General features: G+C 33.5%; 20 protein-coding genes. 19 read left to right on the plus strand and 1 reads right to left on the minus strand.

The window, feature by feature from the left end; all coding sequences use genetic code 11:
* The first annotated feature begins 182 nt into the window (after nucleotides 1-182).
* From EVJ46_03110 to EVJ46_03190, 17 genes are all read left to right on the plus strand, one after another.
* The gene (locus tag EVJ46_03110; GenBank protein RZD17236.1) at nucleotides 183-1,733 is read left to right on the plus strand and encodes a glutamate--tRNA ligase; all 1,551 of its coding nucleotides are present in this window, start codon (nucleotides 183-185) and stop codon (nucleotides 1,731-1,733) included.
* Nucleotides 1,734-1,884: 151 nt separating this feature from the next.
* Complete coding sequence (locus EVJ46_03115; protein RZD17237.1) at nucleotides 1,885-2,487, plus strand: ribonuclease HII; 603 nt, start codon at nucleotides 1,885-1,887, stop codon at nucleotides 2,485-2,487.
* Nucleotides 2,488-2,745: 258 nt separating this feature from the next.
* Nucleotides 2,746-3,117: a YraN family protein gene (locus EVJ46_03120; GenBank protein RZD17238.1), complete on the plus strand. Its 372-nt coding sequence runs from the start codon at nucleotides 2,746-2,748 to the stop codon at nucleotides 3,115-3,117.
* Nucleotides 3,104-4,096, plus strand: coding sequence for a hypothetical protein (locus EVJ46_03125; protein ID RZD17239.1), 993 nt, complete (start codon nucleotides 3,104-3,106; stop codon nucleotides 4,094-4,096). Before EVJ46_03120 ends, EVJ46_03125 begins: the two co-directional genes overlap by 14 nt.
* Nucleotides 4,097-4,122: 26 nt before the next feature.
* Nucleotides 4,123-5,022, plus strand: coding sequence for an NAD+ synthase (locus EVJ46_03130; GenBank protein RZD17453.1), 900 nt, complete (start codon nucleotides 4,123-4,125; stop codon nucleotides 5,020-5,022).
* A 133-nt stretch (nucleotides 5,023-5,155) separates the two neighbouring features.
* On the plus strand, nucleotides 5,156-5,854 hold the full coding sequence (rsmI, locus tag EVJ46_03135; protein RZD17240.1) for a 16S rRNA (cytidine(1402)-2'-O)-methyltransferase: 699 nt from the start codon (nucleotides 5,156-5,158) through the stop codon (nucleotides 5,852-5,854).
* A 300-nt stretch (nucleotides 5,855-6,154) separates the two neighbouring features.
* Entirely contained in the window at nucleotides 6,155-7,600 is a 1,446-nt protein-coding gene (locus EVJ46_03140) for an MFS transporter (protein ID RZD17241.1), read from the plus strand.
* A gap of 502 nt (nucleotides 7,601-8,102) precedes the next feature.
* A complete protein-coding gene (locus tag EVJ46_03145) occupies nucleotides 8,103-8,318 on the plus strand; it encodes a hypothetical protein (GenBank protein RZD17242.1) in 216 nt (71 codons plus the stop codon).
* Between the two features lie 157 nt (nucleotides 8,319-8,475).
* Nucleotides 8,476-9,204, plus strand: coding sequence for a PHP domain-containing protein (locus EVJ46_03150; GenBank protein RZD17243.1), 729 nt, complete (start codon nucleotides 8,476-8,478; stop codon nucleotides 9,202-9,204).
* A gap of 58 nt (nucleotides 9,205-9,262) precedes the next feature.
* A complete protein-coding gene (locus EVJ46_03155; protein ID RZD17244.1) occupies nucleotides 9,263-9,673 on the plus strand; it encodes a hypothetical protein in 411 nt (136 codons plus the stop codon).
* Nucleotides 9,674-9,895: 222 nt separating this feature from the next.
* Nucleotides 9,896-11,254, plus strand: coding sequence for a TolC family protein (locus tag EVJ46_03160; protein RZD17245.1), 1,359 nt, complete (start codon nucleotides 9,896-9,898; stop codon nucleotides 11,252-11,254).
* A 149-nt stretch (nucleotides 11,255-11,403) separates the two neighbouring features.
* On the plus strand, nucleotides 11,404-12,561 hold the full coding sequence (locus EVJ46_03165) for an efflux RND transporter periplasmic adaptor subunit (GenBank protein RZD17246.1): 1,158 nt from the start codon (nucleotides 11,404-11,406) through the stop codon (nucleotides 12,559-12,561).
* Between the two features lie 126 nt (nucleotides 12,562-12,687).
* Complete coding sequence (locus EVJ46_03170; GenBank protein RZD17247.1) at nucleotides 12,688-15,918, plus strand: efflux RND transporter permease subunit; 3,231 nt, start codon at nucleotides 12,688-12,690, stop codon at nucleotides 15,916-15,918.
* A gap of 125 nt (nucleotides 15,919-16,043) precedes the next feature.
* The gene (locus tag EVJ46_03175) at nucleotides 16,044-16,547 is read left to right on the plus strand and encodes a transcriptional regulator (GenBank protein RZD17248.1); all 504 of its coding nucleotides are present in this window, start codon (nucleotides 16,044-16,046) and stop codon (nucleotides 16,545-16,547) included.
* Nucleotides 16,548-16,696: 149 nt separating this feature from the next.
* Nucleotides 16,697-17,038, plus strand: coding sequence for an arsenite efflux transporter metallochaperone ArsD (gene arsD / locus EVJ46_03180; protein ID RZD17249.1), 342 nt, complete (start codon nucleotides 16,697-16,699; stop codon nucleotides 17,036-17,038).
* 185 nt (nucleotides 17,039-17,223) lie between these two features.
* Nucleotides 17,224-19,383: a hypothetical protein gene (locus tag EVJ46_03185; protein ID RZD17250.1), complete on the plus strand. Its 2,160-nt coding sequence runs from the start codon at nucleotides 17,224-17,226 to the stop codon at nucleotides 19,381-19,383.
* Between the two features lie 42 nt (nucleotides 19,384-19,425).
* Nucleotides 19,426-19,851: an arsenate reductase ArsC gene (locus tag EVJ46_03190; protein RZD17251.1), complete on the plus strand. Its 426-nt coding sequence runs from the start codon at nucleotides 19,426-19,428 to the stop codon at nucleotides 19,849-19,851.
* 59 nt (nucleotides 19,852-19,910) lie between these two features.
* On the opposite strand, the gene EVJ46_03195 is transcribed toward EVJ46_03190, so the two are convergent.
* Nucleotides 19,911-20,507 (minus strand): hypothetical protein, encoded by a 597-nt coding sequence (locus tag EVJ46_03195; GenBank protein RZD17252.1) that lies wholly within the window; start codon nucleotides 20,505-20,507, stop codon nucleotides 19,911-19,913.
* Nucleotides 20,508-20,630: 123 nt separating this feature from the next.
* Here EVJ46_03195 and EVJ46_03200 point away from each other — a divergent pair, with 123 nt between their 5' ends.
* Nucleotides 20,631-21,071, plus strand: a complete 441-nt coding sequence (locus EVJ46_03200) for a hypothetical protein (GenBank protein ID RZD17253.1) — start codon at nucleotides 20,631-20,633, stop codon at nucleotides 21,069-21,071.
* Between the two features lie 351 nt (nucleotides 21,072-21,422).
* On the plus strand, nucleotides 21,423-22,607 hold the full coding sequence (locus EVJ46_03205) for a hypothetical protein (protein ID RZD17254.1): 1,185 nt from the start codon (nucleotides 21,423-21,425) through the stop codon (nucleotides 22,605-22,607).
* Nucleotides 22,608-22,767 lie beyond the last annotated feature (160 nt).

The following is a 22,767-nucleotide window of genomic DNA, read 5'->3' on the forward strand; positions in this document are numbered from 1 at the left end:
CGCGCATTGTAAACAAATAAAATGTAAGCGGGTCATGTATTTTTTTGCGTTTTAAATAAAAACTTATACAACTTATACAACTTATAATAATAAATAATAGGTATATATATGATATATGTCGTATATACATTTCCGTTTTAAATAAATAATAATACATCATTAATACATTATATGGTAACAATATGGTAAAAACAAGATTTGCACCGAGTCCGACAGGGTATCTGCATATCGGCGGAGCTAGAACTGCACTGTTTAATTATATATATGCCAAACATTTCGGCGGCAGATTTATTTTAAGAATTGAAGACACGGACTTCGAACGGTCTTTAAAAGCGTATGAAGAAGATATCGTCAAAAGTATGCAGTGGCTCGGACTGGTGTCTGACGAACCAATTCTGTACCAATCCCAGAGATTAAATATATACAAAGAATATTGCCAAAAACTTTTAGATGAAGGTAAAGCCTACAATTGTTACTGTACTGCGGAATCTCTCGAAGAAGATAAAAACAAACTTATAGCAGAAGGCAAAAAACCGATGTATTCAGGAAAATGCCGCAACTTATCAGATGATGAACAGAATTTAAATTTACCGCATGTAGTGAGATTTAAAACGAATAGAAGCGGCGGCAGCAAGTTTACCAAATTTAAAGATCTGATACGGGACCAGTCTGTTTCTGTTAATCACAGTGAAATTGACGATTTTGTTATTATGCGGACAGACGGGATACCTACATATAATTTTGCCGTTGTTATAGACGACGCCCTTATGGGCATTACACATATTATAAGAGGAGACGACCATTTAAGCAACACTCCTAAGCAGATACTGCTTTATGAAGCTCTTGGATTTGAGCCTCCTGCGTTTGCCCATGTTTCAATGATTCTCGGGAATGACGGCAAAAGACTGTCCAAAAGACACGGCGCAACGGCGGTTATGCAATATAAAAATGACGGTTTTTTACCTGAAGCTATTATAAATTATCTCGTAAGATTGGGCTGGTCTCACGGCAACGATGAAATACTGTCGCTCGACGAGATGATACAATATTTTGATTTAAAACATATAAGCAAATCCGCAGGCGTATTTAATAAAGAAAAATTATTATGGCTCAATGCTCATTATATAAAACAAAAAACGGCTGAGGAATTAACAAGTCTGATAAATGATATAAATGTAAACAACAACAACATAGATAATGGAAATAATAGCGCCGAAAAAGGCAAAGTAATTCAATATAGTGAAAATGTTGCGGTTTTAATAGACGCTTTAAAGCCAAGAGCAAAAACATTAGTTGAAATAAAGGAAAAAATGGGTTTTTATTTAAATGAAGGCAATATTGCTTACGATGATAATCTGCTCAGCGAAATAGACAAATTTAAACTAAATGAGTCAGACAATAATGAATATAATGATAATTCGGAACAGAAAAAAGCTAATGCAGATGAAGCTATATATTTTCTGAATCAATTAGTGGATTTTGTCAAAAATTTGCGGTTAGACAGTCTAAACTTAAACAGCGCCGACTGCCTTAATTTTATAAAAGAATCTTTCAACGATTTTTTTTCTAAAAACAAATGGTCATTAAAACATAAAGCTATGTTAATAAGAATAGCGCTTACCGGAGAAAAGATAAGCCCCGGCATTTATGAAGTTATTTTTGCGCTTGGCGAAGCAAGAACTCTGAAAAGGATAAATGATTTTATAGAGTTTGTAAGAAAAAATAATAACTGAGATTGCAGCGAGGCAATAACATGAGCAATAATCAACAATTATCCCGCCCTTATAGACGAAGCATTACTGTAATGTTTATAATAAATAAAAAAATAAGAAGCAATAATGAGAAGCAATAATAATAAGAAAAAGAAGTAATGATAAAAGCATTATGAAATTAATCTGCGGTATTGATGAAGTCGGCAGAGGATGTTTAGCCGGTCCGGTAATCTCAGCCGCAATAATTATCGATAAAAAATTAATTCCGTCCGGCATTAAAGACTCCAAATTATTAACCTCCGACAAAAGGGAATATTTTTTTGACTATTTAATGAAAAATGCGGTTTCCGTATCAATCGGTACGTCTTCCAATGTTGAAATTGATGAAATTAATATATTAAACGCAGCATTGCTTTCTATGGAAAGAGCGTTTAATAATCTGACCGTAAAACCTGACGTAGTCATTATAGACGGTCCTTATATTCCTAAAGGACTGAAAAATCTGAATTCAATGAACGACGTTGCTCCTTCCGGCAGTGCTTCATTTAAAGCTCTGTCGGTTATAAAAGCAGATGTCAAAGTAAAATTAGTATCCTGCGCTTCTATTGTAGCAAAGGTTATAAGGGATAGAATTATGATAGAATATTATGATAAAAAATATCATGGATACGGTTTTAGAAATCATAAAGGATATGCGACAAAGGAACATAAAGAAAATATTCTAAAATTAGGATTAACCGATATACATAGAAAAACATTCAAATTTGACAGATAATAAATCAGGCTGCTGCAATTCATTATCGATTATCGGCTAACGGTATTTTATTCTTATCAGGCTCATTAAGATAGCTGCTGCAATTCATAATTGGATTATCGGATTATCTGGCTTTAGGAAACATTACCATAAATATGTAATGATTATTATTATATTTTTGGAATAATGAACATAAATATGTTTTAATTAATTTATCTATGAATTATAATATTAAAAAAAGTTAACGGTAAATTAACAAAATAGTATTTATAAAATAAAATGAAGGCGAAATCATTAAACAGGAAAAAGGGAGAAACCGGAGAAAAATTAGCCAAAGAATTTTTAGAGAAATTAGGATATAAAATTATAGCGGTTAATTTTAGAAAAAAATGCGGGGAAATTGATATAATAGCGGATAAAAGTCAAAATAACATCTATTTCATAGAGGTTAAATCAAGATTTCAGAATAATTTTGGAATGCCCTTAGAAGCCGTTAACGGTAAAAAGATGGATAAGATAGCAAAAGTGTCGGAACTATTTTTGCTGGAGTACCCTGAAATACCGAAATCAATAAACTATGCAATAATATCAATAGAATACCTATCTAACAGTTCGATTAAACTTATATTTTTTGAAAATGGATTTGATTAAATTATCTTTAGCGCAAATTGCTCCAGTACCTGGATTATTAGCTCATAATTTTGAGAAGCATCTTGAGTATATTGACAGAGCAAAACAGGCAGGCAGTGAGATAGTAATATTTCCTGAACTGTCCCTGACGGGCTATTTTTTAAAAGATGCCGTTTATGATTCTGCCATAGATATCAACGATATTAGAACAAATAGTACTGCTGCAGACGCTGCAGAAAAAGATAAGGGTAGAAAAAGTGGAGACAGCGGCTGCAAAAATAAAATAAATAATAAAAATGCAATAAAAAATAATAGCTGCGGATTAGATTTAAAAAAATCTAATAACTATATTTTAGACGGTCTTTTAGATAAAAGCAGCGAGATTGCAATAATTGCAGGATTCGTTGAATCAGATGAAGACTTTAACTTTTATAACAGCACATGTTGTTTATCAGGAGGCAATATGCTGCATGTCCATAGAAAAGTATATTTGCCGACTTACGGTATGTTTGAAGAAATGCGCTATTTCAAACAGGGCAAAGAATTTGGAGTGTTTGATATTTTAGGAACAAAGGCATCTATATTGACATGCGAAGACGCATGGCATCTGTCTTCTTCATATATTGCGGTTAATAAAGGCGCTAAGCTGATTATAATTAATTCCGCTTCTCCTGCCAGAGGCATTGAAGAAGAAAACGATAAATTCAGTTCTGTTAAGATGTGGGAAGAACTGCTATCGGTAATAGCATTTTATTATAAAAGCTACGTTGTATATGTAAACAGGGTAGGTTTTGAAGACGGAATAGGTTTTTCAGGAGGTTCATGCGTATTTTCCCCCAACGGCAAAAAAGACTATTGTCTTGATTATCTTGACGAAGGACTGCTGAATATTGAACTCAATCTTGATTTTTTAAAAAATGAAAGATTTAAAACTCCTATATTGAGAGACGAAAACTTAGATATCACCTTAAAAGAACTTAACGGCATAATAAATAAATAATTATATATTGAAAAAAATAGATAATGATGATCAATCAACATCTGCCGAAGATAGATTCGGCCAATTTCAAAAATATTAATAAACTGCTTGTGAATTTTATTAGAGAAGAAGTAGGCAGAACGGGTGTAAATAAAATTGTGCTGGGGCTGTCAGGCGGTATAGATTCCGCCGTTTCCTGCTATCTCGCGGCAGCGGCGCTCGGAAGCGAAAATGTTTCGGCAGTTATGATGCCCTACAAAACAAGTTCTTCAAAAAGTCTTGAAGATGCTATGCAAGTCGTAAAAGATTTAAACATAAATTATTATATAACTGATATAACCGACCAGATTGATAGTTATTTTGATAAGCCGGTTTATAATAAATCATATTATAATAATTCTGATTTGGATTTTGAAAAAAAATTTAAAGAAAATAATAATGAATTAAAACTCAGAATGGGCAATAAAATGGCACGGGAAAGGATGTCTATCTTATATGATTATTCTTATATTTTAAATTCTTTAGTGTTGGGTACAAGCAATAAATCAGAACTGTTATTAGGCTACGGAACAATATACGGCGATATGGCGTCTGCCGTAAATCCGATAGGCGATATTTACAAAACGCAGATATATCAGCTTGCGAAACATCTCGGCGTTCCCGATAGTTTGATAAACAAAGCTCCTTCGGCAGATTTATGGCAGGACCAGTCAGATGAAGAAGAACTCGGATTCACTTATAAATTGGCAGACGAAATTATGTTTCTTTTAATAGACAAAATGTATAAGCCTGAAGTTGTAATATCTATGGGCTATAATGCAGCTATTATAGAGAATATTTATAATAAAATAAAAAAATCGCAATTTAAAAGAAGATTGCCGTTAATTGCAAAAGTATCGCAGAGGACTATAAACATCGATTTCAGATATTTAAGAGACTGGGTTTGAGATGCGTGTGCTGCTATTATAACAATAAACTGCGGTTTTTATATATTTGCAATCGAAAGCAGCAGTGTTTGAGATGTGCCGCTATTATAATAATAAACTTAAAAAATATATATTAACATAAAATTTCATCGCTATGCATAGCTTGTATGTCGTTGCAACCCCGATAGGAAATCTCGAAGATATTACGATAAGAGCCCTGAAAACTTTACGCTCAGTCAGCTTAATAGCCTGCGAAGACACGAGAAAAACAAGAATTCTTACCTCACGATATCATATAAAATCCCGCCTTGTTTCATATCATGAATATAACAAAAGGGGTGCGGCGGAAAATATAGTTTTACATATTCTTAAAACAGGCGACGCTGCATTAGTTACCGAAGCCGGAACGCCGCTCATTTCCGATCCGGGTTCTTACCTTGTGAGAATGTGCATTGAAAAAGATATAAGGGTTATACCCATTCCTGGACCTTCCAGCGTTATAACCGCCCTGTCCGTATCCGGCGTGGATGTGTCCGAGTTTACTTTTGTAGGTTTTTTGCCTAAAAAACCCGGGAAAAGAAAAAATTTGCTCATGAGATTGCAGGAGGAAGGCAGAACTTTTGTTGTATTTGAAGCGGCAAGAGATATTGAAAAATTGTTTGATGTTATAGAAAATATTTTCGGCAATATAAAAATCTGTTATGCAAAAGAGCTCACTAAGTTTTTTGAAAATATTAAAACCAAAGAAATAAAATATTTGCGTGAAGATTTTAAAAACAATCCTGAACTTCTAAGAGGCGAAATTACATTAATAGTATCGCCTACGGCACCTTCTAACCCAACTTCATCATAATTATCAGCAACATATTGATATTACTATATTTATGGGGCAATAAAAATGCCTATTGGGATTACAAAATGAAATAGATGTAATAATATTAATGGGTTATAATTTTAGAATAATAAAAGTGGTGAAGTTGGGTCAAAATTGTAACAAAAATTTAACATTCCTGTCATAAAACTGTAATACTCCGTTTAGTATAATACCCCAATATGATAAAAATATAATTCATTTTCCGTATTTAATGTTTTGCAATAATTCCGCAGTATAAAGTAAAACAAAATCAAAAAGTAAATCAAGAGGGGAGGATTTATGAACGAAGGCGGAGATTTAAGAAGCGAGCTGCTTCATGATGTTGACGAAGTCGGTCTTGTAAAACATCATTTTAGGACTATGTTTACGGCGGGGATGGGGTTTTTTACGGATGCGTACGATTTGTTTATTATAGGGGTTACCATAGCCCTGTTGGCTCCGATATGGCATCTGACGCCCGTTGACATTGCATGGCTCGGCTCCACGTCATTAATCGGCGCTGCAATGGGCGCATATGTTTTCGGCAGGATATCCGATATCTTTGGAAGAAAGGCCGTTTACGGACTTGAAGTAATCATACTTACCATAGCCGCAATAGGTTCTGCCTTTTCTCAGGATATTATGCAGCTTATAATATGGAGATTTATACTCGGTATCGGCATAGGCGGCGATTACCCTATAAGCGCGATTATTATGAGCGAATATTCAAACAGAAAAGACAGAGGCAAATTAATCGGCATGGTGTTTTCCCTGCAGGGAATTGGATTAATAGCAGGTCCTATAGTTGCAATTTTAATACTTATGCTCGGCGTTCCGCATGATATAGCGTGGAGGATTTTATTAGGATTAGGCGCAATTCCTGCTGCAAGCGTTATCTATCTTAGAAGAAAGATTAAAGAAACTCCGCATTATTCGCTTTCAGTTAAAGGTAATGTTGACGGCACTGTTGCTGCGATAAATGATATAACCGGTTCAAATATTAAAGTCAAACATGACAATCAGCAGGTAGGAGTAAAAGCAAAAGCAAAATGGACGGATATATTAAAATATCCTTATAACGTGAGACTGCTGGGTACTATGGGAAGCTGGTTTCTGCTTGACTGGGCATTTTACGGAAACTCAATTTCATGGCCTCTTGTTATGAAATCGTTTCTTCCGCATGCAACGTTTATACAGGGGTTAGCTTTAGCAACCATTGTCTTTATAGTTTTTGCCGCTCCGTTTTACTGGATAGCGTCTTTTAACTTGGATACACTTGGCAGAAAATTTATACAGACATTCGGATTTATCGGTATGGGGCTAGCCTATCTTATAATATCGTTAGTAAGTTATTCAGGATACACTTTAGCGCCTTTAGCTTTTATGCTGATATTCGGATTGAGTTACGTATTCGTGGAGTTTGGACCGAACATGACGACATTCATTTATCCTGCCGAAGTATATCCGACTTCCATAAGAGGTCTTGGAGACGGTTTGTCGGCTGGAGCAGGAAAAACGGGGGCGTTTATCGGAACGTTTCTTTTTCCGCTGCTTATAACCACAATAAAGATTCAGGGAACATTTTTAGTTCTTGCTATAATTTCCGTAGTTGGAGCTATTTTGACCCTTGTAACGCTGCCTGAAACAAAAAATGTGTCTTTAGCAACAGTCAGCGAAGAAAATCAGTTTGTCAAGGATGGGGATTCTGAATCATTGCAGATGGAAGGACATCCCGCAATAAAATAAATTAGCATCGGTAAATGTAAATTGGAAATCAATTATTAATAATTTTTCAAAATTAAAGAAAATTGCCAATCAAACAATTTTAAAGGACGATTAAGTTATTGCCGATAACGGCAGTGAAACGGCTTATTCGTCCTTTAATATTTTTTAATATTTGATTATCCTTATTTTTAATTACTGATGATGCAACAATATCTTGGTCTATCAGGTCGTTTCATTTCTCATTAATCATTTCTTGCAATTGATTTCCATTTTATTTAGAATAATTTGATTTGTTTTATTTTTAGCATATTTTTCTCAGCATACCACTCACTATCCGACGGACGCATATCAGTTTATCAACTTGTAACAAAAAATTAACCTAACCGTCATCATAATGCAATATTAATTATATATACTATAATAAAATTTCTCGTAAAAGGAAACGAAGCTTGTAATTGAAGTTTATAAATAAAATAGCTCAATAACTGAATACTAATTATATACGTTAATAGAGGTGAGAACTATGGATACGGAAAAAATAGAATACGGCATCGAAGAAAACTTTGCCTGTAATAAGGAAAATATACCGCCGTTAAACGGCAGCGAAAAGTTTTTCGTCAAAACAATATCCGGAAAAGAACCTGAAACAGAAGTTGAAATTTACGAATCGTCTGAAGTTATAGATAAAATAAAAAAATCGGAAAAGCATTTTTTTGAATATTTCATAGGCTTGTGGTAAAATAAAAAGATATAAATAGCATACATAGCGTTCGTGTTTTTATGCAGTAATATAATACTATATACATATATTTATAGCACTATCGGGTATTGAATTATTAAATACTTTCAATAAGATGCTAATAATTGTGTAGAAAATAAACCGTAAAAAAGCCGCTATGAAAACAATCCAAAAAGAAAATTATTCAAAATCAGATACGCATATTCATACAAGTTATAGCGACGGATTAAATACTCCTGAAGAAATAGTTTGCGCCGCCGCCTGTAATAATTTGAACGTCATAGCTATTACCGACCACAATCGGGTGAAGGGAGCCTATATAGCAAAAGAGTATGCGGAAAAAAATCGCCATTTAAATGTCGATGTTATAATAGGAGAAGAAATATCTACAAAAAACGGACATTTAATAGGGCTTTTTATAAAAAATAAAATCATTCCGGGTAAAACCGCTCAGGATACTATCGATGAAATACATAAACAGGGCGGTATTGCCGTATGTCCGCATCCGTATTATCCTATTTCTTACAGGGAGAAAGGCAGCAAACCGCTGCGTTATCTGTTGAGCACCCTTGATTTTGATGCCGTTGAAGTTATAAATAACTCGAGCATATTCGCTTTTTTTTATAATGCCTTATCCTCTCTTGCAAACGCTTCTGCCGGTCTTCCTGCATTGGGGGTTTCCGATGCGCATTCTGAAGAATTTGTCGGCAAAGGTTTTACAAGATTTGCAGGCGTCAGCGCCGAAGATTTACGAAACACTATAGCTGCAAACAATATAACAGCCCATTTTAAAACATATTCTTTTAAAGATACAAATAAACAGCTCTATTATTCTATTAGATCGTTTTACCATTACATTACTATAAAAAATCATGCAGGCTATTAATTATTATTATTTTTTTTTGTTGTGTTTTTTCTGATTATAATGTCATAATATAATTATAATGATTACTATAAGAAAAAATAGATTATTATCTTTTTTATTTTATATGCTCGCATTTTTGAGCGTTGCCTATCTGATAGGTATACACGATTTGAGCTATATTTTCAATACGCCGATGGTCATGGTTTTTCCCGTTAAAACATTGAATCAAAAAAGCATGGCTGTTCAAAAATATATAACAGGAAATATAAATAATAAAATAAAATTTTCAGATATCGCAGGTTCAAATTTTAAAATTGCTAAACAATTAGGTGCCGTTTATTGTTTTGAATGCGGCAATATCCCCGGTCTAAAGTTTTTAATCGCTGATTTTTCAGGCAGCATTATCTTAGTATTGGCTGTTTTCTATTTCTTTCTAAAAAAACTTATCGCTTTTCCGCTCATTCACCCTCCAAAATATTCTTCATTTTAATATTATTTTTCAGTTTTTTATTTTTTACTTATTTATTAAACCGTTTTTTTTATTTTTCAGTTTGCTTTATGCTGAAGTCAAAGTTGTTTAAAAAAAATAAGGAAATTTGTCGCGTTATATGTTCTATATTGCTGTACTGCGGTATTACGGCACTGCAATACACACATACGTGCAATATAATGCCTTCGCAACTTAATAATATTTAATAATGAGGAACAGATTATGTTTTTTAAAAGAACATATTTCAGAAAAAATTATAATTTGATTTATTTTTTTTCATTTATTTTTTTATGCTTTTTATTTTTTTCGTTTTTTATGCTGCAGACCATGACATATCCTGTTCAAGCGGCAGAAGTACAATATAAATCTGGTGATGCAGGACATACGGCTGCAGCAAACGATATTGTATCTTTAAAATATCTTATTAATCAGGCTTTAAAAAATCCTGAAATAAAATCAAGTATATATAAATACTTAGGATATAAAGAAAATATATCTATTGCTAAAAGTCTTCCGGAGCCGGCACTCGGATTCGGAATAACGGATGCGAACGGTCTGAACAACCCGGATATAGGCATTAACTCTATGAGCTACTGGAAGTTCAGCGCATCGCAGGCGATACCGTTCCCGACTAAACTTATAATAAACGCCAGAATTAAAAAATCAATATATAAATCATTAAAGGACAAAACCATTACATTAAAACTTTTTACGATTTTAAACGTTAAAGATGTATATTACAATCTTGCTCTGTTAGAAAAGGATATAAGCACCTTCAAAGAGAATCTGTCCCTTCTGTCCATTCTGCTGAAATATGCCGACGGAGATTATGCAAGCGGCAGATTAAGCGCAAGAGGTCCGATAAGAATAATTTTAGAAACAGACCAGATAAAAACAAGGTTGATATTATTCGAAAAACAAAAAAACAGATTAATTTATATATTGTCAAAATTAACCGGTCTTAAGCCGGCGTATTTTAAAAATAAGAAGGCAAAATTTACAGGGAAGGTTAAACATTTTTCCGATAAATTTAATAAACTTATGAACACGGCTGATAAATTTAATCCTGCTTTAAAAGAAGCAAAAGAAAATATTAAAACTTCTCGGCTGGGTGTAGATCTGGCAAATCAGGGCTATTATCCAAATTTTTCTATTTTTGCCGGTTACGGAGACAGATATTCTCTTCAGCCGGTAATATCAGGCGGCATATCTGTCAGCATCCCTTTATATTTTAATGAAAGTCAGATCCCCAAAATAGAAAAGGCAAAAAAATACAGCATTAACGCCGCCTATAAGTATGACTGGGTTAAATTAAGAACAATTCAGAATTTAAAAACTGCGGTAAGCAATATAAAAAATGATTATAAAGCTTACAGCATTAACAAAAATATAACCGAACCGGAAGCAGAACTTTTATTTAATTCATACGCTAAAAGTCTGATGTCCGGAAAAGTGCAGACTTTTCCGCTATTAGACAGTTTTATAAAACTGCTTTTAATAAAACTTAAAACTTATGAATTCAAAGCTGAATATTTTAAAGACGGCGCTTTTTTAGACGCCGTGATAGGGAAAAATTATTAAATTATAAAATTTTATAATTTTAACTGCAATTTAAACTACGCGTTGCGTTATATATTTATACAATGTATATGTATATACGCAATGTGTATAAACAATGTATATAAATAGCGTTTATAAATAACAATAATAAAGATAGAGGATGATATATTATGAAAAAAATGAGTTATATAGCAGGTCTTGTTATAGCCCTAATAGCAGGTATTGCGCTGTCCGCAGCCTATTTTAGCAATTTTGGCAATAATAAGCCGCCAAAAAAAATAATAAAAAAAATGGTAATGCCGGTAAAAAAAGGAGTTTTTGTAAGTTCAAGGCAAAGGCAGCTTTACGGAATAACCGTCGGTACGGTTAAATACAGAAAAATAAGCCGCATTATAAAATCGATAGGCGAACTCACGACGGCGGAGCCGCTCATCAAGAAAATATCGCTAAGATATAGCGGATATATAACAAAACTTTATGCAAATAAACCCGGAATGAAAATTTTTGCCGGCGAAAAACTTTTTAAGATTTATAGTCCGTCTATTTTTAACGCAGAAAAAAATCTTTTTTTAGCCTATAAAAATTATAAAAATGCCAAAAAAACAAATTATAAATTTAATATTTCCGAAAGCAAACGATATTACCGGGCAGCCGAAAAAAGACTTGAACTATACGGCGGTATATCCGGCAGCCAGATAAATGAAATTAAAAAAGGTATTTATGTAAAATCAGATATTGCTATTTATTCTGATATGTCGGGAATTTTATTAAAAAAATATGTATATTCAGGTCAGCATTTTACACGCGGACAGACACTTTTTAAGATAGCCGGTTTAAATAAATTATGGATGAACGCATGGATTTATCAGAACGATCTAAAATTTATCCGCAAAAACAGCGGCGTATCGGTTGAGTTTTCAGCTTATCCGGGAAGAATTTTTAACGGCAGAGTATCTTTTGTCTATCCTTATTTGAAATCCCGCGCAAGAATCACCGAGGCGAGAATTGTTTTTAATAACAGAAAAGGGCTGCTGCAGCCGGGAATGTTCGGAAATGTCAAATTTGTAATAAAACCGCAGCGTCAATTATCGGTGAAAGCATCTTCTGTCTTATGGACCGGAACTAAACCGTTAGTTTTTATATACGGCGGCAAAGGCTATTTTGTGCCAGAGCATGTTGTTCTGGGTAAAAGATGGGGCAATTATTATCCGGTAATAAACGGTCTAAGAGCGGGCGAAAAAGTAGTAACTTCCGGCACGTTTTTAATTTCATCCGATGCAAATTTGAAACAGTCGGTTAATTCAATGGCAGGTATGCCCGGGATGTAAGATGTAATTAGATAAAAATATACAAGTGGATTTATCAGAATTAAATACAGTATTAAAATATAGTGTTAAATTATACGCATATTTCAACATAAATATTAAATTTACAAAATTAGAGGTCTATATATAATGATTAAAAAATTAATAGATTATTGCATAGAAAATCAATTTATAGTACTTATCTTCATGCTATTTTTGGGATTTTTCGGAATAATCGCCGTTCACAATATCAGATTAAATGCTTTACCTGATATCGCTCCTACCGAGGTTATTATTAAAACTGACTGGTCGGGTGAACCGCCGAATCTCGTAAATTTGAGGGTGACATATCCTATTGAATCTTATCTGCTGTCGGCGCCTAAGGTTAAAGAAGTGAGAGGAACATCCATGTACGGTTCTTCTTTTGTTACAGTAGTGTTTAACAGAGGGACCCGGATTTCATGGGCAAGGGCGCAGATTTTAACATACATGAATCAGATTAAAACGCTTCTGCCTCCAGGCGTAACGCCCGTGCTTGGTCCTTATGCCAATGCAATGGGCTGGGTTTATATGTACGGGCTAATCGATAAAAATCATAATGAAAACTTAGAACAATTGAGAACATTGCAGCAATATTATCTCAGATATGCTCTTGAGTCGGTTCCCGGTGTTGCGCAGGTTGCAACTTACGGCGGTTTTAAAAAAGAATATCAGGTTACGCTAAACCCTAAAGCTCTTCAATATTACAATCTGTCAATCAGCCAGATTGATAATTCTTTAAAATCTTCCAATAACGATATAGGAGCAAGAGTGGTGGATTCGCCGTCGGGCGTTGAACATCTGATATTTGTCAAGGGATATCTGCATACACTGAAGCAGATAAGAAACATTGTAGTCGGTACAACGTCAAATCATGTGCCGATACTTGTAAAAGATATAGGCGTTGCAGAAAAAGTTCCGGCATCTCAGAGGTCATATTCCGATTGGAACGGCAACGGACAGATAGTGGGAGGTGTTGTTATCATGCAGCAGGGAGCTAATACTTTGAATGTCATCAGCGCGGTTAAAAAGAAGATTAAATCGCTTGAAACTTCGCTTCCCAAGGGGGTTAAAGTTATCACTACTTATGATGAATCTTCTTTAATTCACAGGTCTATCAATACGCTAAAAACAACACTGTTAGAGATAATTATCATAGTTCTTCTGGTCTGTATTATTTTTCTGTTTCATTTCCGCTCGGCATTAGTGGTAATAATTATGATGCCGTTTGCAATACTGGGCGCTTTTCTGGCAATGTATCTATTGCACATAAGCGCAAATATAATGTCTTTATCCGGTATTGCTCTTGCTGTGGGGGCAATGGTGGACTCCAGTATAGTAATGATTGAAAATGCCCATTCGTATATAGAAAGATTTGAATACGAACCGGACTCCGTTCCTGAACACATAAAAGCGATTAAAGACAGAAAGAAAGCAAAAAAGATTTATATTGCGGAATCCGCAAAAGAAATGGGCAAACCGCTGTTTTTTTCTTTAATAATAATCGCTGCAGGATTTTTGCCTATTTTTTATCTGACAGGCGAAGTAGGAGCGTTATTTAAACCTTTAGCATATACAAAAACATTTTCCATGCTTTTTGCTGCTTTAATTTCTGTTACCTTAGTGCCTATACTTATGGTTCATCTGATAAAAGGCAAAATAAAACCGCTGGAAAAAAATCCTATTAACAGATTTCTGGTTTATATTTACAGACCTTCTTTAAAGTTTGTTATGCGTTTTAAATACATTTTTTTAGTTTTAACCTTGCTTTTAATGGTTGCGACTTATTTTGTATATACAAAAATAGGTTCGCAATTTATGCCGCCTCTGAATGAAGGCACGCTGTTATATATGCCGTCTGCGCTGCCCGGCTATTCCGGAACGGATGCTCTGAAACTGATACAGATTGAAGACAGAATAATTAAAAGTTTTCCGGAAGTCAAAATGGTTACGGCGAAAGCAGGCAGGGCGGATACCGCTCTTGACCCGGCAGGACTTTCAATGACGGAGACGGTCATAGATTTAACGAGGCGCACAGACTGGCCAAGCGGCATGACGGTGACAAAATTAATAAGCAAATTGAATAAAGCGCTCAACGTACCCGGGCTTGTAAATGTATGGACAATGCCGATTAAAAACAGAATAGAAATGACGTCTGCCGGACTCCGCACACCTATAGGTATAAAAGTGTACGGTTCAAATGTTAACAAACTTCAGAGTATCTCTGAAAAAATAGCATCCGCTCTTTATATGGTAAAAGGAACACAGAGCGCTTTTGCGAACAGGATAAATAACCGACCTTACATTGAAATAAGTCCTGATTACGTAAAAATGGGATTTTACGGCATAACGCTTAAGGAGATTGACGATGCGGTAGATGCTTCAATAGGCGGAAAAACCATTACCACGCTGTATAACGGGCTGGCAAGATTTCCGTTATCCGTGAGATATCCGTACAAATACAGAAATTCTTTATCTGCAATACGCAATATTTTAGTTAAAACCAAAAACGGTCCGTATGTGCCTTTAAAAGAAACAGCCCATGTAAAATATATAATCGGACCGGATTACGTCTCTTCGCAGGGCGGTATCCCCGACGATATTATAGATATAACATTGAAGACTAAAAATATGGTAGGCTGGGTTAAAACCGCAAAAAAAATGATATCAAAAATGGTTCATATTCCGGCAGGATATCATATTGTTTTTTCAGGAGAATACAAATCGCTTCAGCGCGCCGATAAAAAGCTGCTGTTAATTATTCCTATTACTGTGATGATAATATTTTTACTTATTTATTTAAATTTTAAATCAGTTCCGCTTTCTCTTATAGTTATGCTGTCTGTACCTTTTGCACTGATAGGAGGATTTTTTTATGTTTACCTGCTGCATATAACGCTGAGTATTGCAGTATGGGTAGGTTTTATTGCGCTTATCGGCGTTTCGACGGAGATAGGAATGGTTATGATAACAGTCTTAGACGGTCTGTTTAAAGAACGTGAGATGTCGGAGATAAAAGTTTTAGAAAATATGGAAAATGAAAACGAAAATGAAAATGAAAATAAAAACTATAAAAAGCTCAGCAGACAGGACATAGAAGACATCAGTCTTAACGGGGCAATAAAGCGGCTAAGACCGGTAGTAATGACGTCATTTGCTATAATTTTCGGTCTTCTGCCGGCAATGTTCGCTTACGGCGCAGGAGCAAGGACAACAAAATTTATAGCCGCTCCTATGATTGGAGGAATGATTACCTCAACTATATTGAATTTATTGATGCTGCCTATTATTTATTCTATGTGGAAACAATATGAAATTAAGAAAAAGGAAAAAAACAGATAAAAATAGGTATCTGCAAAAATAGATGTCTGGAAAAAAATATGTGTCTGAAGAATTTAAAAATATCTGCTAAAATAAAATTCTGTATAATACTTGACATAATTTAATATTTTTAGTATTCTGGAAATATGGAAATAATAGAAATAATAGACGATAAAGAAATTAAAAATCAAAATATTAATTTTAACGGCAAAGATGTCGTAAATCATAAAGACAACGACAATGATGACAATAAGAAAGATGAAAACTCATACGAAAATTATTATGATGACGATGACGATGACGATTATGACAATGACAATCAGGATGCTGCAGAATTAAAATTTACAATAAAGTCGCTGGAAGCCCTTGCTAACGAAAGCAGGCTCAAGATATTTCGAATGCTTGTTAAAGCGGGGCATTCCGGTTTGACCGTTACAGAGATGTCTAAAAGCTTAAGCATGCCTATGAGCACATTATCGTTTCATCTGGCAAAATTAAGCCAGGCGGATATAATTTTATCTGTTAAAAAATCTAGATTCATAATTTATTCAATTAATTTTAAATCAGTAAATAAACTTATAGGCTATTTAACCGAAAGCTGCTGCAACGGAAATCCCGAAGAATGTTTTGATGATATTTGTAAAAAATAAGATGTAATGTTTATTGAGTTTTTGCAAATTATGTTTTAAATAATTTTAATTTAATTTAATTTAATTTAAATTTTTCACTATGATTATTAGTTTTTATATAGTTAAAATTTTTTCATTATTATAAATTATTATAATTTGAGGTAAGATCTATGGAAAATTCAATAGTTTTAGAGATTTACGACCCAGCTTTATGCTGTTCAACAGGGGTTTGCGGTCCAAAACCGGATATAAAGTTGATAAAAATTAACGATATTTTAAATAAATTAAAAAATGATTTCGGCAATAAGATTGAAATAAAAAGGCACAGCATATCTAATGAACCGAAAGAATTTTTATCTAATAAGACAATACGGGAAATAATAAAAAGCGGAGGCAAAGCGGCTCTGCCGGTATGTATATTAAACGGAGAACTTTTTACCCAAGGAAGATATCCTGAAGAAGGTGAACTTTATGCCGAAATATTAAAATCTTCACTTATTTTAAAACAATAGATTATAGCAATATATTTTAAAGATTTATATAATGCAGCTAAAGGCTGACGGTGCGGCAGTTTTATAGCAGCTTGAGGACAAGTTTGATAATTTAAATTTTTAATCACAGGAGGCGTTTAAGTTTAGATTTATATATTTTCACTAGATTTAATTTGTATGAACTTAAACCGGCAGCATCAACAATTATGAAATATATGTTTTTTTCAGGAAAAGGCGGGACAGGCAAAACGACGATTTCATCGGCTACGGCTCTAAACTTTGCATTAAACGGCAAAAAAACTTTAATAGTTTCTACAGACCCTGCATCTAATCTTTCCGATATATTTGAACAAAATCTCAAAGAAGAAGAAACGAAAATAATTGGCACGGACAACTTATATGCTTCTGAGATTAATGCGGCAGACTCTTTAGAAAGATATAAAGCTAAAGTGCTGGGCGATTCAATTAAAGATTTGGATAACGATGTTGTTTCCATGATAGAAGAAGAATTTAAATCACCCTGCACCGAGGAAATTGCCGGTTTTGATGCTTTTACAGGTTTTATAGCGAGAAAAGATTTTGACGTGATAATTTTTGATACCGCTCCCACGGGTCATACGCTCAGATTAATGAGCCTTCCGTTAAAGTGGACTACTTATATCGAAGAGGTTAAGAAAGGGGAAGGAAGGACATGCATGGGGCCGGTTACAAATCTTGAAGGTTCCATTGAAGTATATAACGAAGCGTTAAGGATATTAACGGATGAAACTTCAACCAATTTTTCATTTGTTATGCGTCCTCAAGAGCTGTCGCTTTATGAAACCCTGCGTTCTATAGAAGAAATTAAAAGCGTCGGCATCAAAAATATTGAAATTTTAATTAATCAGGTTTTACCCGATAAGCTTGCTAAATTTAATACATTTGAAGAGCAGTATAAACTTAATGAAAAAATAATTGGACAGGCGAAAGAAACCGGCTATAAAATAAAAAAATATTATTTGATTCCTGAAGAGATAAAGGGTCTGGATTCTTTAAAAAAATTTATACTTATGGAAGATAAAAATTATGCAGAAAAATATTTTGCACAATTTTTTGACGGCGACGAAAATATCGGCTACGCGGTAGAACGCGATAATAGATACAGCAATAACAATGCAGGTACGGCAGACAGAGTCACTATAAATAAAGATAATAATATAAACATGAACGTAAATAAAGATGCAGATATAAGCAGCAATACAGATATCAAAATAGGCATCAAAGAAAATAATTCAAATATTATTGCAAAAATTATTGATAAAACAAAGGACAGCATTGCTAAGAATGAAAAAAACGGCGAAAACACCGAAAATAATGGAAATAATGGAAATAATGGAAACAGCGTATCGGCTAATGCAACAAAATTTATTTTTTTTATAGGAAAAGGCGGGACGGGGAAATCTACTATTTCTCTTTTAACAGGTTTATATTTATCTAAGTATAAAAACAAAAAAACATTAGTCGTTTCGGTCGACCCTGCAAGCCATATCGGCAAAATAATGGGTGTTGAATCAGTAGGTCAGAAACCTGTCCAGACTGAAAACAAAAATTTATTTCTTTCGGTAATATCGCCGGATGCGGCTTTGAGCGATTATAAAACAGATACAATGCAATTTTTCAGGAAAGTTTCAAACAACGCCGATTCCCTTAAAGTTTTGGAAGAAGAGCTTAATTCGCCATGTACCCTTGAAATAGCCTATTTTAAAAAGTTTTATAATTATTTTAAATTAGGGTACGAAAAAAATAATCTAAACGGGAATGCTAATAATTCCGGTATAAACATCAATGCCGGCGGCAATTTAAATCTAAATATAGAAATAGATAATGATATTCAAAATAATATCTATGAAAATAATACATATGATAGATTAAAAGATAAATTTGATTATATCATTTTTGACACCGCTCCCACTGGACATGCTTTGAGGCTCTTATTTTTAGCTTTTGAATATCAGAAAGAAAATAAGAATAATAACAGCGTCAGAGATGAAGAGCTTGAATTTTTAATTAATACTATAACTGACAAAGACAAAACATATTTTTCTTTAGCACTGTACCCAGAATTTACTCCGGTTGAAGAAGCGTACAGGGCTTATAAAGATTTGAAAGAAGCCGGTATAGAAGTATCATTTTTAAGTATTAATTATCTCTTGAACGCCAAACTTAAATCAATAAAATTTTTTAAGGATAAAATTAATCAGGAATCAAAATATTTAAATGTTATTAAAGAAAAGTTTAATCTGCCATCTTTATATTTTGAGCAGTATCCGTATGAAATAAATTATAGTAATATAGAAAAATTTTTAAAAAATTCATTTGAATTATAAACAAATTATAAATGTTTAAATTTTTAAAAAATAGGTGAATTTATGAATATTATTTTTATATGCACGGGAAATTCTGCAAGGTCTCAAATGGCGGAAGGATTTGCCAAATATTACGGCGAAAAATACAAAATAGCCGATTTAAATGTATCCAGCGCGGGCGTTAATCCGAAACCGGTTAATCCTTTTGCGATAGCCGTTATGCTTGAAAAAAATATTGATATAAGCAGACAAAAATCAAAATCTATGGAGGTTTTTGATTTGAATACCTTTGATTATGTAATAACTCTATGCGGCGATGCAAGGGATAATTGCCCTTTAATTACTTCAGAGAATATAAAACTGCACTGGGATTTAATTGACCCTGCAGGCATAGAAGGCGATAACGACGACAGGCTGAAAGCATTCAGAGATATAAGAGATGAAATTGAGAAAAGGGTGGAGGCTTTATTAAAAAATCAAAAAAATTAGGAGCAGATTATAAATAATATTGTGTTTAAAATTTATTAATTCTTTATAAGCTCAAGGATTTAGTATATAGTATTTGTGTCTTTTAAAACTTGTACTTTTTGAGATATAATAATTTTTGTTTTGCCGTAATTGTAGGATAAAAGCCATAAAAACGACAGATAGCTTGCGAAAATTTCCAGTATGAGTATAAAACCGCCTGTCCAGAAAAATAAAAGTCTTGCAGCAAGATTCAAAAGCAATGAACGCCAGAACATACCCCACCACAAGCGTATAGCAATATTCCATGTCAGAGGCATATTTAAAATATTGCCGCTATGTTCTATAGAAAAATTGGATTCACTGCCTTCATAATAAAAACTTTTTTTAAATATGCCTGCCTTAAAAAGCCATACGCCGAAAACAAATAAAGCGATAAAAAAAATTAAAAGAAGCGACGGTATTATCAGTGCAATTTTCATATCGTACGGTGTGAAGTGCCGCAGGTGATTTTTTAGCATTTTGGCAAATATAGCGCCTCTTTTTGTTCCAAGCATAAATTCCCCTGCAATAAGTAAAATAGTGCCGATAAATACCATAAACAGCCATAATTTCCAGGTATATCTCCACCATAAATGCAGAGCAGGATAAACATATTTTTTAGTATTTTCAACATTCATAATAAATGATAAGCTCCTCCAAGTTTTTTGTTTATTTATATTTATTGTAAATATAAAAATAAATATTGTCAAATGTACAATAAAATTATTTGATATAATAAAATATAATAAACTTATACTACTATGCTAAATTATATCGCACTCATATTTATTAATATTAATCCTTTTTTTGGCGGCAGACTGCTTGCCGTTTCCTATATAACGTTTATGGGGCTTAACCCGCTTTTATCCGTTCTTGTTATAATAGTTTCGGATATCAGCATATGTATTACAGGTTTTTATTTTGCGCAGTATTTAAGAAAACTTAAATTTTTTAATAAAAGACTAAGCAAGATTGACGATAAATGGGTAAGAAACGGCGCTTACGTCGGCTTTTTTGTCGGACAGTTTTTTATAGGAACTTTTTTTGTGTCTTTAATCTTAGGGTTAATAAAACATAAAGGCAATAATATAGTATTTTTTTACATACCGCTAATAATAAGTGTTATTCTATATACTATTGTCTATTATTATTTAAGCTCCGACGGCATAGACCTTATAAAACACTTTTTATATTATAGTTAAAATAATTCATAATTCATATAATTCATTCTGCATAGTTTTGCTCATAATTGCAATATTATCATATATATTCTATTCTATTTAATATTATTCTATCATGGCGTATTACCGGTTTATTTAGGTGCCGGCCGCTATTTACCCCTATTTGCCCCCTAGCTATCTATTCTGTTTATTTTAATTATTACAAACTGTAATAAAACCTTAACAAATATTTAACAATTCTGTAATAAAATCTTAACATTGTGTGTGTTAATATTAGAAATCAATGACTTTATATGTAATAAAAATAGCAATAGAAATAAAATAAAATAAAAATATAAAAGTATCAATAATTCTTATTATAAAGGAGAAGACATGAACAGGAGGGATTTTATAAAATTAAGCGCAGCAGGTCTTATGGGCAGCATGGTTGCAGGCAGTTTAAACGTTAAACAGGCAGATGCAGAAACTAATAGCGGCGGTGCATCCGACCCCTCCGTATTGAAATTTAAAAAACCTGAGCATGTAGTTTTAATAATGCAGGAAAACAGAAGTTTTGACCATTATTTCGGCATGATGGACGCAACGATAAACGGGCAGCCGAAAAGAATATTGGAGCTCGGCATAACAAACGGCATGGACGGAAGCATTAAGCCGTATGACCTGGGCTTCCATTACATAACGCCGGAGCATGTAGATCCTAACCATTCGTGGGAAGCTCTGCATACTATATACAACAACGGAAAAATGGACGGATATTTCCTGAACGGAATAAATCAGCCTGTAAACGATTATAAAGTAATTATGGGCTATTACGATACAAAAAAAGCTCTTACTCCTTATTATTATTACGCAAAAAATTATACGCTCTGCCAGAATTATTTTCATTCTATAATGGGACCTACCCAGCCTAACAGGCTTTATCAGATTGCAGCGCAGTCTAACGGTCATATAACAGATTTAAAACCGTCAAGGCCGTATGAATTTCCAACTATATTTAACAGACTTGAAAAGGCTAAAATTTCATGGAAAATATACGTCGAAGGATGGCCGAATCCTGCAAAATATATTCACCACTGGGTACCTGTAATATGGTTTGAAAGTTTTATAAAAGACAAAAATTTATGGAACAAGATAAGACCTGCCGCTGAATATTTTGAAGATATAAAAAAAGGAAATCTCCCTAAATTCAGCTGGCTTGTGCCGGATTTTAAACACTCGGAACATCCGCCTGCCGATGTAAAAACCGGTATGCTTTATTCAGTAAAAAGAATCGAAGCATTAAGAAAAAGTCCTCTTTTTTCAAAATCTGCAATATTTCTAAACTGGGATGAGTGCGGAGGATTTTACGACCATGTAGTGCCTCCTGTCGTTGATTATTACGGTCTTGGAATGAGAGTAGGATGTATAGTTATTTCACCGTTTGCAAAAAAAGGATATATTTCTAATGTAAGGCATGAACATGCTTCAGTGCTTAAATATGTTGAAAATCTTTGGGGTATCGACCCGCTTACAGACAGGGATAAATATGCAAACGGTTTTGAAGATGTGTTTGTTTAATGAAGTTTAATAAAAATAAAATATTTTGTTATGTTACAAAAATTTAACGTAAACGTAATAATATTGCAACAATAACTTAGTATAATAGATTTAATTTAATTTAATTTGAACAAATATAAGAACTGAATTTAAAATTGAATAGAAAATTTAAAAATATGTG

The sequence above is a fragment of the Candidatus Acididesulfobacter guangdongensis genome (assembly GCA_004195045.1).
Lineage (GTDB): Bacteria > SZUA-79 > SZUA-79 > Acidulodesulfobacterales > Acidulodesulfobacteraceae > Acididesulfobacter > Acididesulfobacter guangdongensis.

Bases quoted from the DNA above. Each gene is read 5' to 3' on its own strand.
- EVJ46_03110 (RZD17236.1), top strand. From the start codon at position 183: ATGGTAAAAACAAGATTTGCACCGAGTCCGACAGGGTATCTGCATATC.
- EVJ46_03115 (RZD17237.1), top strand. From the start codon at position 1,885: ATGAAATTAATCTGCGGTATTGATGAAGTCGGCAGAGGATGTTTAGCC.
- EVJ46_03120 (RZD17238.1), top strand. From the start codon at position 2,746: ATGAAGGCGAAATCATTAAACAGGAAAAAGGGAGAAACCGGAGAAAAA.
- EVJ46_03125 (RZD17239.1), top strand. From the start codon at position 3,104: ATGGATTTGATTAAATTATCTTTAGCGCAAATTGCTCCAGTACCTGGA.
- EVJ46_03130 (RZD17453.1), top strand. From the start codon at position 4,123: ATGATCAATCAACATCTGCCGAAGATAGATTCGGCCAATTTCAAAAAT.
- rsmI (RZD17240.1), top strand. From the start codon at position 5,156: ATGCATAGCTTGTATGTCGTTGCAACCCCGATAGGAAATCTCGAAGAT.
- EVJ46_03140 (RZD17241.1), top strand. From the start codon at position 6,155: ATGAACGAAGGCGGAGATTTAAGAAGCGAGCTGCTTCATGATGTTGAC.
- EVJ46_03145 (RZD17242.1), top strand. From the start codon at position 8,103: ATGGATACGGAAAAAATAGAATACGGCATCGAAGAAAACTTTGCCTGT.
- EVJ46_03150 (RZD17243.1), top strand. From the start codon at position 8,476: ATGAAAACAATCCAAAAAGAAAATTATTCAAAATCAGATACGCATATT.
- EVJ46_03155 (RZD17244.1), top strand. From the start codon at position 9,263: ATGATTACTATAAGAAAAAATAGATTATTATCTTTTTTATTTTATATG.
- EVJ46_03160 (RZD17245.1), top strand. From the start codon at position 9,896: ATGTTTTTTAAAAGAACATATTTCAGAAAAAATTATAATTTGATTTAT.
- EVJ46_03165 (RZD17246.1), top strand. From the start codon at position 11,404: ATGAAAAAAATGAGTTATATAGCAGGTCTTGTTATAGCCCTAATAGCA.
- EVJ46_03170 (RZD17247.1), top strand. From the start codon at position 12,688: ATGATTAAAAAATTAATAGATTATTGCATAGAAAATCAATTTATAGTA.
- EVJ46_03175 (RZD17248.1), top strand. From the start codon at position 16,044: ATGGAAATAATAGAAATAATAGACGATAAAGAAATTAAAAATCAAAAT.
- arsD (RZD17249.1), top strand. From the start codon at position 16,697: ATGGAAAATTCAATAGTTTTAGAGATTTACGACCCAGCTTTATGCTGT.
- EVJ46_03185 (RZD17250.1), top strand. From the start codon at position 17,224: ATGAAATATATGTTTTTTTCAGGAAAAGGCGGGACAGGCAAAACGACG.
- EVJ46_03190 (RZD17251.1), top strand. From the start codon at position 19,426: ATGAATATTATTTTTATATGCACGGGAAATTCTGCAAGGTCTCAAATG.
- EVJ46_03195 (RZD17252.1), bottom strand. From the start codon at position 20,507: ATGAATGTTGAAAATACTAAAAAATATGTTTATCCTGCTCTGCATTTA.
- EVJ46_03200 (RZD17253.1), top strand. From the start codon at position 20,631: ATGCTAAATTATATCGCACTCATATTTATTAATATTAATCCTTTTTTT.
- EVJ46_03205 (RZD17254.1), top strand. From the start codon at position 21,423: ATGAACAGGAGGGATTTTATAAAATTAAGCGCAGCAGGTCTTATGGGC.